Raw genomic sequence first — 13,633 nt, 5'->3', positions numbered from 1 at the left:
GCTACTCTCGCTCGTCGGAGGTGGCTCGACGGCGGCGGTACAGGAAGAATCCACCGCCGGCCAGCAAAACGATGACCACCGGAGCAACAACGTAGGCCGCATTGAATCCGCCGTCGGCCGAGTCCGTGGCCGTGGTGGAGATTGGTGTGGCGTAGTAGTAGCTCCACGGGCCATTCTGGCCGGTGATGACGCCGCCCACTTCAGGCTGGGTGGTAAATGGTTCAAACCTGTCGGAGCGGTAGGCCTCTAGCGAGTTTGCGTAGTAGATGACATCGTTGACGGCAGCCTTGTGAATCATTTCCTGTGCCTGCGTGACAAGGGCGCTGCGCTTGGTCTGGTCCAATTCCACATGCTGTGCCTTGTACAGGGCATCGAAGGCGGGGTCGCAGTAGTTGTTCTCGCTCGTGGCACCGGTTCCGTCTGCGTTGGGCCGTGATGCGCAGGTGTTGATGGACAGCTGGTAATCGGGTTCCGGTCCCATGCCCCAACCCGTGAAGTACAGATCGTAGTTGCCAACGGTGGAGTCATCGTTGATTTGAGCTGAAGCCTTCATGGCGGTGGTGACATCAATACCGATCTCCTTCAGCCACGGCTTGATGTAATCGGCCATCTGTTGATGGGTGGCATCGGAATTGCGCCCGGTCAGGCGAAGTTTTAGTGCCTTGCCGTCTTTGCCAACGCGGAGGCCATCGGCACCCTTGGCGTATCCGGCTTCGTCGAGCAGCTTGTTGGCGGCCTCGACGTTGTACTGCAGCGGCAGCTTGTCCGTCTTCCAGTTGTATTGCGGATAGGCGGCCGGGACTTCACCGGTGGCGGGCTCGCCAAGACCCTGCAGGACCTTTTCCAGCAGGGTCTTGTTGTCGATGGCCATGACGATTGCCTGGCGTACCTTCAGGTCCTGCAGCGCTACGTTGCCGTCACCCATCGGAGTTCCGTCGGCGGTCTGTGTTCCGGGGTTGATGCCGATCGCCTGGTAGCGACGTCCGGTGCCGGCATTGGTGGTGATCCCGTCAACGTCCTTCAAGGCGTTGTACTGTGCCGGGGTCAGCCCGTTGACAATATCGAGTTCGCCGGTTTTCAAGGCCTGGACGGCGGCATCGGTGTTCTTGTAGGGGATGTAAGTGATTCCGGCAATCTTTGCCTGGCCCTGCCAATAGTTTGGGTTGGCCTTGAGGGTGACGCCGGAGGACTTGTCGTAGTTGCTGACGATGAACGGGCCGGAGCCAACACTGTCCTTCTCGTTTGCGAAGGTGGCTGGATCCACGGCGGACCAAATATGTGCCGGCATGATGGGCAGCTGCGTTCCCGGGTTGGGCGCCTGCGGTTCCTTGAGCGTGACGACGAGCGTTTCGTCATCGGCAGCCTCAGCGGAGGCCACGCTTTCCAGAAGCGAACCATTGGCCTGCTTGAGTGCATCGTTGCCTTGGATGGCCTTGAAGGTCCACGCAGCGTCATTGGCAGTGATGGGCTCGCCATCGCTCCACTTGCGGTCCTTGGGCATGTGGAAAGTCCACACCTTGCCGTCAGGGGAGGTCTCCCACTTATCGGCCATACCCGGGATTTCCTCGTTGTCCTTGGGGCCGTAAGAGACCAGGCTCTGGTACTCCAGGGCAAGGATGCTGGTGCTCGAGGCCAGGATGGCCTTGAACGGGTTCAGGGAATCGATATCACCTGTGAGTGCAAGCTTTAGGGTTGTGCCGCTGCCTGCATCACTCGTTGCGGCCGTGGCCGACGGCGCCGCGGCCAATGGGGCCAGGGCCAGGGAAAACGCTAGGGTGCAAGCTGCCAAACGAGGCCTCCGGGAGGCGTCCTTCCGTCTGGAACTGCGAGTCGGTGAGTCGGCGGTTGTGTGGAAGACCATTTTCTTTTCCCCTCAGCTTTGAAACTCGCGGGCGGGTTAACAGGGCCCCAGCCCGGAACATTCAAGCACATTGCGTAAATGAGTTACGAACTCCACAAACGTAATGCAAACCACTTACGATTACTAGGGAAAGTTCTTTTTTTACAGAAAAACCATCATGAGGAGACCCCCGTGAAGCAGGACGTAGCCGCTCTGTGTGCCCAACTCATCCGCTTTGACACCACGAACTTCGGTGAAGGCAACAGCCGGGGTGAGGCCGAGGCGGCGAGATTCATCCACGGATTGTTGCGCGGTGCAGGCTATGAGCCCCTCTTGCTCGGTCCGGATGACAAGCGGTCCTCCGTGGTTGTCAGGGTGCCAGGAGCCGACCGCAACCTCCCCGGGCTCTTGGTGCACGCCCACCTGGACGTGGTGCCGGCGGAGCCGGAACAGTGGAGCTTTGACCCGTTCGCCGGGACCATCAAAGACGGATACGTGTACGGTCGCGGCGCCTCGGACATGAAGGATATGGTGGCCATGACGCTGGCCACGCTCTTGGACTGGGCCGCCTCAGGCACCAAGCCGCGGCGCGACATTGTGGTGGCTTTCGTGGCTGACGAAGAAGACAAGGGCGACTACGGTGCACTCTGGCTGGTCAAGGACCACCCCGAACTTTTCATCGGCGTCGAGGCGGCCATTGGCGAGTCCGGTGGCGCGGCAACCATCCTGACCGGACAAGACGGCGCGCCAGTAAACCTCTACCCGGTGGCCGTGGGCGAACGCGGTACCTTGCACATCCGAGTGCGGGCCACAGGAACCTCTGGGCATGGCTCGCGGCCGGTTGAACCCAACGCCGTCAAGTTACTGATCTCGGCCCTGGACCGGGTAGGCAATTACCGCTGGCCATTGACCTTGACTCCTATTGTTCGCGCCTACATTGAACGCACGACGGCGGCCCTTGGCTTTGCGGCCGACCTCACCGGGGAGGATGGAGTCCGGGCAGCTATCGAGGCCATGGGAACGGCCGGCACCGTTGCCGGGGTGACGGTGCGGTGCTCGTCCACACCCACTGTTTTGCGGGCCGGGTACAAGGTCAACGTCATCCCTGGTGTTGCCGAGGCCGATATCGATATCAGGGCATTGCCCGGCACGGTGGAGGAGACTCTGGCGACCATCGATGTCTTGCTGGGCGAGGGGATCAGCCGGGAGTTCTTGTCTTACCAACCACCAACCTCTTCCTCGACGCAATCGCATTGGTTCGCCGAGATGGCCGCGGCCTTGACGCGTCACGATCCCGCCGCCGTCGTAGTTCCGTACTGCATGGGCGGCGGGACCGACGCGAAGGCCTTCGCGCCCCTGGGAATATCGTGTTACGGGTTCTCGCCCATGGGTGCGGATCCCGAAGAGCGATCCGCAGCGGGCGTGCATGGCATCGATGAACGGGTTCCGGTAGCAAGCCTGATCTCCGGCCAGCTCATTCTCGAAGACTTTCTAGCCGCGGTCTAGGAACAGTCCGGCAACCAGTGCCAGCAGACGCAAAGGAGCTGATGATGGATTTTCACATGAGTGCACAGACCCGTCTGAGCGAAGGGTGGGCGCCGGCCACGGCCTTGGCGGCATTCTCCGGAGGTGCTCGGGTCGGTCAGAGTTTGGCAGGAGTGGTGGATGGGCGCGGCTCGGTCCCGAGAACCACCACGGCCTTTCGGATTGCTTCCTGCACCAAGTCATTCACCGCGGCAGCCATCTTATTGCTGCGCGACAGGGGGCGGCTCAGTCTAGATGACGACGCAAGGGAATACCTCCCCACCCTGAAAATCATGGGGTGCGCGAAAGGTCCGGCGAGCCCTGTGGTGACTCTGCGAATGCTCCTGAGCATGTCCTCCGGCTTGCCCACCGATGACCCATGGGCTGACCGTCAAGAGAGCATGTCCCGCGGGGACTTTGAGGATTTGATGTCCGGGGGCGTGCGTTTGGTTCGCCATCCCGGCTCCGCATATGAGTACTCCAACTTGGGCTACGCCATGCTGGGGGAGGTCGTGGAGAGGGTGTCCGGGGTTGGCTACAGGCATTTCATTGAGCGTGAATTTCTTGAGTCCTTGGACCTCAACGGAACAGCGTTTAGCAAGGAAACGATGCTGGCGCGGATCGCGGCCGGTGCTTCATCTGCCACCAATATTGCCACCGGATACCGCAAGAGCAAGCGCGGAAACACTGAGCCCTTCCCGTACCAGCAACCGTACAGCTGGGAGGAATTGCCAACCTCAGGTCCTGGCGCCTTCTCGGCAATAGGCGGGCTCTTTAGCACCTTGGACGACATGGGCCGTTGGTCAGCCTGGCTCCAAGAGGCGTTCCAAGGTGACTGCAAACCCGGCGCAAGTGTTGCCAGCGAGGGGCCACTCTGCAGGGAAACGCGCCGGGAGATGCAGTCCATGCACCAGGTGGGCGAGCCTGTGGAAGCCGATGGCACCGTCAATGGCTACGGTTACGGTCTGGTGGTCCAGCATCATGGGCTGTACGGAACGGTGATCGGCCATTCTGGCGGGTACCCGGGCTTCAGTGCGCATATGCGCTGGCATCCGGGCACGGGAAACATTGTTGTTGGTTTCGAGAACGCCACCTACTCCAAAGTCGGAGTAGCAGCAAGGGCGCTGCTGGAAGAACGGCTGGCTAGGACGAAGGTGGGCGTCGGTGCGGCGTCACAGCGGGCCGTGCAGAGGCAGGAAGTGCCAGAGCTTTCCGCTTCGGCGCTGGTGGTTCCGGAGCCGATCGTCCCGTGGCCGGAGACTATCCAGGCGATGGCTGCTGTGGAAGAAGTTGTTCGCAGCCCCGGATCAACGCTCGGCAACGAGGTCTTCAGTCCCAATATTGTCCAAGACATGCCATGGGAAGAGCGACGGGCGGCCATGGAGGCCGCGCTCGCAGTGGTTGGACCACTTGCGGATTCGGCGGAGGAACGCACCCCGCCGCGGTGGGAGACTGCGGCATCCGTGGAATGGGACTTGCCAGCCCGCGGTGGCGACGTGCGGATCCGCGTCAAAATGACACCTGTAGATCCACCGCGGGTCCAGCTGTTGGAGATCAGCCCGCGGACGTAATGGACTCCTGGAGGTAACCGCCGTGCTCGGCCAGCAGGGCTGCGGCACTGGTGGCCGGCAAGCCCGTCAGGATGGCCAGAATTGCTGCCTTCACGTGGCCGTCGGCTGCGGCGAGGGCTGAGCTGGCCGCCTGGGCGTCGCACCCCGTTGCTGCCATGAGCGTCCGCTCACTGCGCGCGTGCAATTTGGCGTTGGTTGCACGTAGATCCACCATGACGTTCTTGTACGTCTTGCCCAGGCGAACCATGGTGATGGTGCTGATCATGTTTAAAACCAGTTTTTGGCAGGTGCCGGATTTAAGCCGGGTCGAGCCGCTGAGGAATTCCGGCCCCACTTCAATGTCAAGGGCGGTCTGTGCTGCCGATCCCAACGGGGAGCCGTTGTTGCAGGAAAAACCTACGGTAAATGCCCCAAGTTCCCTCGCGGCCTTGACGGCTGCAATGACATACGGTGTGCGGCCGGATGCTGCGAGGCCTATGACGCTGTCCATGGCCGTCAACCTGAGTTCGGCGATATCTGCCGCTGCTGCCTCCTGGCTGTCCTCGGCGTTCTCCACGGCCTGGTTGACGGCCTTTCGGCCACCGGCAATGACGCCGACCACGAGCGAGGGATCCGTTCCGAAGGTGGGCGGACATTCACTGGCGTCCAGAATGCCCATGCGCCCGGGGGTGCCAGCGCCAACATAGATGAGCCGGCCGCCGTCGCGCATTCGCTGCGAAATCTCATCGATGATGGCGGCAATGGTGCTCAGATGGTGCGCGATTGCCTCCGGAACCAGCGCATCCTCGCTGTTCATGCCAGCCGCTAGTTCCGCCGTGCTGAGCGCGGCAAGATCGGGATAGCGATCGTTGGATGCCTCCGTGGTCAGGGAAGCGAGCTCTGTTCGCAGTGCAGCAGTAGTGTCTGAAGTATTCACGGCGTTCTTTCGTAGGGCGCTCAGGCAATGGATGTAATTTACCTACAATTAAATGTGTATTTACGTAAGCCAATAACTACATGTAGTTTTGAGTATATTCGTCGAGAGCGCCAAGATCCAGACGTTGCGCCCTGACCCTGACCAACGTGCGGATCGGTGGCGGAATTCAAACGGGAACCCACACGAGTAAACACAACGCAAGGAGGCGTCCGGTGAGTATTCAATCCACGATCCAATCCAAGTTGCCATCGCTACCACCGGCCTCGGCCAGAGTTGGCATGGCGATCATTGCCGACCCCTCGAGGGTGCTCAACCACACCATTTCTGAACTGGCCCAACTGTGCAAAACTTCCGACCCTTCCGTGGTGCGCTTTTGCCAGGCCATTGGATTTAGCGGATATGCCGGTCTCAGACTGGCTCTCGCCACCGAGCTTGGCCGGGAAGGTGCCGCCGCAGGGGAACACCCGGCCCCACAGTTTGGTGGCGACCTTAATCCGGGTTCAACTCTTGCAGAAACCGTTGCCCGCATCAGATTTACCGAAACCATGGGCATTGAGGAGACCACGCGCAACCTCGATCTGGCCGTATTGGAACAAGCCGTTGCGGCTGTCTCGGCAGCCCGGCGCATCAACCTCTACGGTGTGGGTTCCGGAACCGTGGTGGCCGAAGACCTGCGCTACAAGCTCTTTCGCATTGGGCTGACAGTCAACGCATTCCCTAACTTTGACAACGCGCTCATGGGTGCATCCCTCATGGGGCCCGAGGATGTTGCCATTGCGTTCTCGCACGGAGGCGAGACCGCCTCGGTGGTGGACTTCCTGCGCATGGCAAAGGCCCGGGGCGCCACAACACTTGTCATCACCAACGTGGCAGATTCGACGGCCGCAAGGATTGCCGCCTTGCACCTGCTTACGGTTGTCCGCGAAACGCCGTTCCGTGCCGGCGCCATGGCGTCCAGAATCTCTCAGCTGGCCGTGGTGGATTGCCTCTTCGTTGGCATTGCCCAGCAATGTTTCGACGGCGCGGTGAATGCACTCGAGGTCACGCACCAGGCAGTCCGAGGCCCTGGCAGCACAGACCGAGGATAAGCGGGCCGTACTGCCGGAGCTCACTAGGCGGGGGAGCTTTAGACCTCTAGCAAACTGACCACGGCTTGTGCCATGACCCGGCTGAAACCGTGGGCGTGAATCGTTGCCGTGGCGCTCGGTGTGCCAGTGGCCAACCCGGCGTTGACGCACACGGCCTGCGGGGCAGCGGCGAGGACCCTCCCTAACGATTCCTGTTGTTCAGGTGAGGCGAGCGAATCGACCAGCACCAGAACCGCACCTGCGGGCCCAGCTGTGAGGTCTGCTTCGAAACCCGCGCCCGGGAGTACTCGCACCGCGTAGTTGCCCAAGGCCGTTGCCAGAAAGTTCTCGGTGGGTCCGGCTGCCATGTTGTGCCCCGTGCGGGCGTCGATCAAGGTGACGGAGCCATCGCCCGCGAGTACGGGCCGTGCACCCAGCGAGTCCGTGCGGCAGGCGCGGGCGGCCACGGAAACCCAGTCGACGGCGTCGTCCACCAACTGCGAAGGCGCCTCGGCGGACCACCGGGCCAACCCCTGAACCCGGGCCGCAGCCCGTCGCAGGAACTCCACCGGCAGACGGCCGGAAACCACAGCAGCGAACAGGGCGTCATACACCTCGGTGTAGCAGGACTTGTCGTCGCGGCCCGTGGTGTAGGCGTTGAGTGGATTGCCCACGCAGAGCAAGTCGTTGCCCGCCAGGAGAGCCAGCACCGCGCCCTCGCCCGGGCCAACCGTGGCACGCACGGCGGCCATGTCCAAGGCGTCGGTGATCAAAACACCCTCGAAACCCATCTCACGCAGCAACGCGCTCGCAGCCGGGTTCAGCGTGGCCGGAGCTTCGCCGAGCTCGGGAATGATGATGTGCGCGCTCATCATGGCGGCAACTCCGGCATCCACGGCAGCCTTGAACGGCGGGAGGTGGTGCTGGCGCATCTGGTCCATGGTCAGCTCAACGCGGGCCACATCCATGTGCGAATCCGCCACAGTATCGCCGTGCCCCGGGAAGTGCTTGGCGCAAGCGGCGACGCGCAGATCCTGGATGCCGCTGATGGCGGCGGCCGTGTGAGCGCTCACCAGAGCCGTGTCGGAGCCGAATGCGCGGACGCCGATCACGGGGTTGAGCGGATTCGTATTGACATCTGCAACTGGTGCGATGGTCAAGTTGATCCCGGCATCGCGGCACAAGCGGCCAATAGCGCGGCCGGCCGCTTCCGTCGTCGTGAGTTGGTTGAGGGCGCCCAATGCGGCTGCGCCGGGAATGCTGGAGCCATCGCGTGCCTGCAGGCGCGTGACGTTGCCGCCTTCTTCGTCGACACCGATCACCACATCCGGGTTGGCCGCACGGATCTCGGCCGAGAGCGCGGCCACCTGACCGGGCGCATCCGGGTCAATATTGTGGCTGAAATAGACCACGCCGGCTAGCCCGTTCTTGAGTGCCGTCACCAACCATTGTGGTGCCGTTGTGCCAACGAAGCCTGGCAGGATCACTGAGTTGATCAGGCGCGGCAGCTCCGTTTGAAGTTCTGATTGGGCAGTGGGGGAGTTGGCCTCAGCCGGTGATGGCGCGTGGTGAAGATCACTGGATGTCATAAGGGAGATCATACCGGCGCTGACGTGGCATAAACTTAACGGAGTCGCCACCTTCGATCCACCTCTGGAGTATTTCTGTGACCAGCGTTCCCCTTAACCGTGTTCCCATTCGCCGAGCTTTGATTTCGGTTTACGACAAGACCGGTTTGGAGGAGCTGGCCAAGGGCCTGCACGCCGCCGGTGTGGCCATCGTATCCACTGGTTCAACGGCCTCCAAGATCGCCGCCGCGGGCGTGCCCGTAACCGAAGTTTCAGAGGTGACTGGTTTTCAGGAGTGCCTCGACGGCCGTGTGAAGACCCTGCACCCGCTGATCCACGCCGGCATTTTGGCTGATCGCCGTCTGCCCGACCATGTGCACCAGCTCGAAGAAATGCACGTTCAGCCTTTCGACCTGGTCGTGGTGAACCTGTACCCGTTCGTCGACACCGTCAACTCCGGTGCCAGCCAGGATGCCGTTGTGGAACAGATCGACATTGGCGGTCCGTCCATGGTCCGCGCCGCGGCGAAGAACCACCCCTCGGTTGCCGTTGTGGTTGACCCCGCCAAATACGCCGACGTTGTGCTCGCGGCAGCAGAAGGCGGTTTCACTCTTGTTGCCCGCCAGCGCCTTGCCGCGGCTGCTTTCTCTCACACGGCCGCCTACGACAACGCTGTTGCCGCCTGGACCTCCGCCCAGTTCCTTGATGAGGACGGCGACGGCATCATCGACTGGCCGTCCTACGCCGGCTTCTCCCTGGAGCGTTCAGAGGTTCTGCGTTACGGGGAAAACCCGCACCAGCAGGCAGCTCTCTACGTCGACAAGGGTGCACCCGCTGGCATTGCCCAGGCCGATCAGCTCCATGGCAAGGCCATGAGCTACAACAACTTTGTTGACGCCGACGCCGCCCTTCGCGCAGCCTTCGACTTCGATGAGCCCGCCGTGGCCGTCATCAAGCACGCCAACCCCTGTGGTGTTGCCGTGGCGTCCCCGGGTGCCCTGGACCCGATTGCCGACGCCCACGCCAAGGCCCACGCCTGCGATCCGCTGTCCGCTTTTGGTGGCGTCATCGCCGCCAACCGCACCGTCACCGCAGGCATGGCCCGCACCGTGGCTGGCATCTTCACCGAAGTTGTCATAGCGCCGGACTTCGAGCCCGAAGCCATCGAGATCCTCTCCAAGAAGAAGAACATCCGCCTGCTGGCCCTGCCGGAAGGCTACGGCCGATACCCGGCTGAAGTCCGCCAGGTCTCCGGCGGCATGCTGGTTCAGATGTCGGACAAGGTGGACGCCGACGGCGACAACCCCGCCAACTGGACCCTCGCCGCCGGCGAAGCCGCCGATGCTGGCACCCTGGCGGATCTGGCGTTCGCCTGGACGGCCGTCCGCGCGGCCAAGTCCAACGCCATCCTGCTCGCCAACAACGGTGCAGCAGTGGGCATTGGCATGGGCCAGGTCAACCGCGTTGACTCCTGCAAGCTCGCTGTGGAGCGCGCCAACACGCTCGGCGTCGTGGTTGAATCCGATGTTGACGCAGCTGGCGGCGCCTCAGGTGCCGTAGGAACTTCCGCACAGCGCTCCAGCGGTGCCGTAGCCTCCTCCGATGCTTTCTTCCCGTTTGCCGACGGCCTGCAGATCCTGCTCGACGCCGGTGTCCGCGCCGTCGTTCAGCCCGGCGGATCCGTGCGCGACGAAGAAGTCATCGCGGCAGCCAATGCCGCAGGGATCACCATGTACTTCACGGGTGCCCGCCACTTCTTCCACTAAGCCCGGGTTGTGGCAGGCTCGCCTCAACACTCGTAAATCGAAGTATGAGGGGGAGCGGGCATGACGTCAGGCTCACTGATTGTGGCTATCGTGGTCGGGATTTTCGTCTTGATCATTGTGGTGCTGGGGATTGTGCTGTTGGTTGCTCGCGTGAGCCCGGCAAAGCACGAAACGCTGCCCCCGGAAAGCGTGCCCCATCCGGGTGGCCAGGCGATCCCGCCAACCGGCTCCCGCTGACAAGCCAACGCTCCATCACATATCGGGGTTAAACCCGAATCGCTCCCTCACCAAGTGAGGGAGCGATTCGTTTAAATGGCCGTTGTGTGATGCGGCGTTGTGAAAGGCGGGGAGGTTACTCTCCGCCTTCCTTGCGCGAGCCCAGCTCGGCGTCCAGACGCAGCAAGCCGTTGCCGTCGGCACCGATCAGGCGCACACGGCCAATGATCTCGCCAACCGAGGCTTCCTCTTCCAACTGCTCCTCAATGAACCAGTTCAGCAGGGGAATCGAATCGATGTCGCCTTCCTGCTGGGCCAAACGGTAAAGGTTGCGGATGGACTCGGAGACCTTCTGCTCGTGGGCCAAGGAGGCCTCGAACGCTTCAAGCACCGAGTTGATGGTGACATTGGGGGCCGTGATGGTGCCAATCTTGGGAGCCGCGTTGCGGTCCGTCATATGATCGGTGAACTTTTGTGCGTGCACAAGTTCCTCCCCTGACTGGGCCAGGAACCAGCCGGAAATTCCGGGAAGGTCCTGGACATCCATTTCAATGGCGAGCTGGCGGTAGACCACGGAGGCTTGAATCTCAAGCGTGATTTGATCGTTGAAGGCTTCTGCGAGTTTTCCTTTGAGTTCCATGCCCCCACGCTATGGCGAAAAGAGATTCTTCGCACGCTAAGTGAGGCTAAGTTCACTTAGGGAAGCGTCACCTAAACCGTCACCTTCCGCCCCCGATAGCGGGCAAACCGGCACTCTCAGGTAAGTTAGGAGGGAAAGACATATTGCCAGATTCGTTGCAATCCACTGAATTTTCGCAGGAGACATCTCACCTATGGCCAAGATTATTTACACCCTGACAGACGAAGCGCCCATGCTGGCCACGTACTCCCTCTTGCCGATTGTTGAGGCCTTCGCCTCCACCGCCGGTGTGGACGTAGAAACCAGGGACATCTCCCTGTCCGGCCGCATCATCTCCGCATTTAGCGACTTCCTCACCGAAGAGCAGCGCACCGCGGACGCCCTGACTGAGCTGGGCGCCCTGGCCAAGAGCCCGGATGCCAACATCATCAAGCTCCCCAACATCAGCGCTTCCATCCCGCAGCTGAAGGCGGCCGTCGCCGAACTCCAGAGCCAGGGCTTCGCCCTCCCGAGTTACCCGGACGACCCCTCCACCGACGAGGAAAAGGACATCCGCGCCCGCTACGACAAGATCAAGGGCAGTGCCGTGAACCCGGTCCTGCGCGAAGGCAACTCCGACCGCCGCGCACCCCTGTCGGTCAAGAACTACGCCAAGGCCAACCCGCACAGCATGGGCGCCTGGTCCGCTGACTCCAAGACCAACGTCGCCACCATGGACGACGGCGACTTCCGCCACAACGAGAAGTCCGTATTCATCGAAGCCGATGACAAAATCAAGATCCAGTTCGTCGCCGAAGATGGCACGGTCACTGTATTGAAGGATTCCTTCCCGGTCCTGGCCGACGAAATTGTTGACGGCACCGTCATGCGCGCAGCAGCACTGGACGAGTTCCTGGCTGCCCAGGTTGCCCGCGCCAAGGAAGAGGGCATCCTCCTCTCGGCACACCTGAAGGCCACCATGATGAAGGTCTCCGACCCCATCATCTTCGGCCACGTGGTCAAGGCCTACTTCCCGGAGCTGTTCGCCAACTACGGCGAGGCACTTGCCGCAGCGGGCCTGAGCCCGGCCAACGGCCTGGCTTCCATCCTCAACGGCTTGGGCAACCTGCCGGAGGACGTGCGCGCAGGCGTCAAAGCCGCCATCAAGAGCGGTTACGAAAACGGCCCGGCACTGGCCATGGTCGATTCCGACAAGGGCATCACCAACCTGCACGTCCCCTCCGACGTGATCGTTGACGCCTCCATGCCCGCCATGATCCGCACCTCCGGCCACATGTGGGCCGCAGATGGCACAGAGGCCGACACCCTGGCCGTTCTGCCTGACAGCAGCTACGCCGGCGTCTACCAGGCCACGATCGATGACTGCCGCGCAAACGGCGCCTTCGACCCCACCACCATGGGCACAGTCCCCAACGTGGGCCTCATGGCACAGGCAGCCGAGGAATACGGCAGCCACGACAAGACCTTCGAGCTGGCCGAGTCCGGCACCGTGCAGATCGTCAACGGCGCTGGCGTTGTCCTGATCCAGCACGACGTCGAAGCCGGCGACATCTGGCGCGCCTGCCAGGTCAAGGACATCCCGGTCCGCGACTGGGTCAAGCTTGCCGTCACCCGTGCCCGCGCCTCCGCCACCCCCGCCATCTTCTGGCTGGACGAGACCCGCGCACACGACGCCAACCTCATCACCAAGGTCAACGAGTACCTCAAGGACCACGACACCGAGGGCCTGGACATCCGGATCATGTCCCCGGAGAAGGCCACAACCTTCACCCTGGACCGTATCCGCCGCGGCGAGGACACCATCTCCGTCACCGGTAACGTGCTCCGCGACTACCTCACGGACCTGTTCCCGATCCTGGAACTGGGCACCAGCGCCAAGATGCTCTCCATCGTGCCGCTGATCGCTGGCGGTGGCCTTTTCGAGACCGGCGCCGGCGGCTCCGCCCCGAAGCACGTCCAGCAGCTCATCAAGGAAAACCACCTCCGCTGGGATTCACTGGGCGAGTTCCTGGCGATCGCCGTGAGCTTCGAACACTTGGCCGTCACCGAGGGCAACGCCCGCGCACAGATCCTGGCCGACACCCTGGACCGCGCAACGGGAACGTTCCTGCTCGAGGACAAGTCCCCGAAGCGCAAGGTCGGCGAGATCGACAACCGTGGCAGCCACTTCCACCTGGCCAAGTTCTGGGCCCAGGAATTGGCCGCACAAACGGTCGACGCCGAGCTGGCCGCGGCTTTCGCTGCTGTCGCTGATGCCTTGACCAGCAACGAAGATGTCATCATCAACGAGCTGGCCATTGTGCAGGGCTCGCCGGTTGACCTGGGCGGTTACTACCGGCCCGACGCCGCCAAGGTTGCAGACATCATGCGCCCCTCGGCCACGCTGAACAAGGCCATCGCAGCACTCGCCAAATAGTCCCCACGCCCTCCCAAACTTCAGCCGCTGGCGCGTCTGACGTTCGGGGCCCTCGGGCGCGTGGGCCCAATAGACAAAAGCTCGTCCCATTAACTTGGGGCGGGCTTTT

Annotated in this window: 10 protein-coding genes; 6 read left to right on the top strand and 4 right to left on the bottom strand. The window is 62.3% G+C overall.

The window, feature by feature from the left end:
* Position 1: 1 nt before the first annotated feature.
* Positions 2 to 1,861 (bottom strand): ABC transporter substrate-binding protein, encoded by a 1,860-nt coding sequence (locus BLV41_RS10820; RefSeq protein ID WP_083360728.1) that lies wholly within the window; start codon positions 1,859 to 1,861, stop codon positions 2 to 4.
* 78 nt (positions 1,862 to 1,939) lie between these two features.
* Between BLV41_RS10820 and BLV41_RS10815 the strand changes: the two genes are divergently transcribed.
* Both BLV41_RS10815 and BLV41_RS10810 read left to right on the top strand, forming a co-directional pair.
* Positions 1,940 to 3,346 carry a M20/M25/M40 family metallo-hydrolase gene (locus tag BLV41_RS10815; RefSeq protein ID WP_083360727.1) on the top strand — a complete coding sequence of 469 codons (1,407 nt, stop codon included), beginning with the start codon at positions 1,940 to 1,942 and terminating at the stop codon, positions 3,344 to 3,346.
* Positions 3,347 to 3,402: 56 nt separating this feature from the next.
* A complete protein-coding gene (locus BLV41_RS10810; RefSeq protein WP_170835459.1) occupies positions 3,403 to 4,935 on the top strand; it encodes a serine hydrolase domain-containing protein in 1,533 nt (510 codons plus the stop codon).
* Here the strand turns inward: BLV41_RS10810 and murQ are convergent.
* Positions 4,919 to 5,851 carry an N-acetylmuramic acid 6-phosphate etherase gene (murQ, locus tag BLV41_RS10805; RefSeq protein WP_139244296.1) on the bottom strand — a complete coding sequence of 311 codons (933 nt, stop codon included), beginning with the start codon at positions 5,849 to 5,851 and terminating at the stop codon, positions 4,919 to 4,921. The genes BLV41_RS10810 and murQ overlap by 17 nt on opposite strands.
* 212 nt (positions 5,852 to 6,063) lie before the next feature.
* On the opposite strand from murQ, the gene BLV41_RS10800 reads away from it, so the two are divergent.
* Complete coding sequence (locus BLV41_RS10800) at positions 6,064 to 6,939, top strand: MurR/RpiR family transcriptional regulator (RefSeq protein ID WP_074711637.1); 876 nt, start codon at positions 6,064 to 6,066, stop codon at positions 6,937 to 6,939.
* 38 nt (positions 6,940 to 6,977) lie between these two features.
* Here the strand turns inward: BLV41_RS10800 and BLV41_RS10795 are convergent, their stop codons facing one another.
* A complete protein-coding gene (locus tag BLV41_RS10795; protein ID WP_083360724.1) occupies positions 6,978 to 8,507 on the bottom strand; it encodes a glycoside hydrolase family 3 protein in 1,530 nt (509 codons plus the stop codon).
* Between the two features lie 77 nt (positions 8,508 to 8,584).
* Between BLV41_RS10795 and purH the strand changes: the two genes are divergently transcribed.
* Both purH and BLV41_RS22070 read left to right on the top strand, forming a co-directional pair.
* The gene (gene purH / locus BLV41_RS10790; protein WP_074711636.1) at positions 8,585 to 10,252 is read left to right on the top strand and encodes a bifunctional phosphoribosylaminoimidazolecarboxamide formyltransferase/IMP cyclohydrolase; all 1,668 of its coding nucleotides are present in this window, start codon (positions 8,585 to 8,587) and stop codon (positions 10,250 to 10,252) included.
* Between the two features lie 60 nt (positions 10,253 to 10,312).
* On the top strand, positions 10,313 to 10,489 hold the full coding sequence (locus tag BLV41_RS22070) for a hypothetical protein (RefSeq protein WP_170835458.1): 177 nt from the start codon (positions 10,313 to 10,315) through the stop codon (positions 10,487 to 10,489).
* Positions 10,490 to 10,604: 115 nt separating this feature from the next.
* Here the strand turns inward: BLV41_RS22070 and BLV41_RS10785 are convergent, their stop codons facing one another.
* Positions 10,605 to 11,108: a ferritin gene (locus BLV41_RS10785; RefSeq protein WP_074711635.1), complete on the bottom strand. Its 504-nt coding sequence runs from the start codon at positions 11,106 to 11,108 to the stop codon at positions 10,605 to 10,607.
* Between the two features lie 193 nt (positions 11,109 to 11,301).
* On the opposite strand from BLV41_RS10785, the gene BLV41_RS10780 reads away from it, so the two are divergent.
* Positions 11,302 to 13,524 (top strand): NADP-dependent isocitrate dehydrogenase, encoded by a 2,223-nt coding sequence (locus BLV41_RS10780; protein WP_074711634.1) that lies wholly within the window; start codon positions 11,302 to 11,304, stop codon positions 13,522 to 13,524.
* Positions 13,525 to 13,633 lie beyond the last annotated feature (109 nt).

This window comes from Arthrobacter alpinus, from assembly GCF_900105965.1.
Taxonomy (GTDB): domain Bacteria; phylum Actinomycetota; class Actinomycetes; order Actinomycetales; family Micrococcaceae; genus Specibacter; species Specibacter alpinus.
The sequence above is the reverse complement of the archived record's forward strand: the minus strand, read 5'-3'. Positions and strand labels throughout refer to the sequence as shown.

Bases quoted from the DNA above. Each gene is read 5' to 3' on its own strand.
- BLV41_RS10820 (WP_083360728.1), bottom strand. From the start codon at position 1,861: ATGGTCTTCCACACAACCGCCGACTCACCGACTCGCAGTTCCAGACGG.
- BLV41_RS10815 (WP_083360727.1), top strand. From the start codon at position 1,940: ATGAGTTACGAACTCCACAAACGTAATGCAAACCACTTACGATTACTA.
- BLV41_RS10810 (WP_170835459.1), top strand. From the start codon at position 3,403: ATGAGTGCACAGACCCGTCTGAGCGAAGGGTGGGCGCCGGCCACGGCC.
- BLV41_RS10795 (WP_083360724.1), bottom strand. From the start codon at position 8,507: ATGACATCCAGTGATCTTCACCACGCGCCATCACCGGCTGAGGCCAAC.
- BLV41_RS22070 (WP_170835458.1), top strand. From the start codon at position 10,313: ATGACGTCAGGCTCACTGATTGTGGCTATCGTGGTCGGGATTTTCGTC.
- BLV41_RS10785 (WP_074711635.1), bottom strand. From the start codon at position 11,108: ATGGAACTCAAAGGAAAACTCGCAGAAGCCTTCAACGATCAAATCACG.
- BLV41_RS10780 (WP_074711634.1), top strand. From the start codon at position 11,302: ATGGCCAAGATTATTTACACCCTGACAGACGAAGCGCCCATGCTGGCC.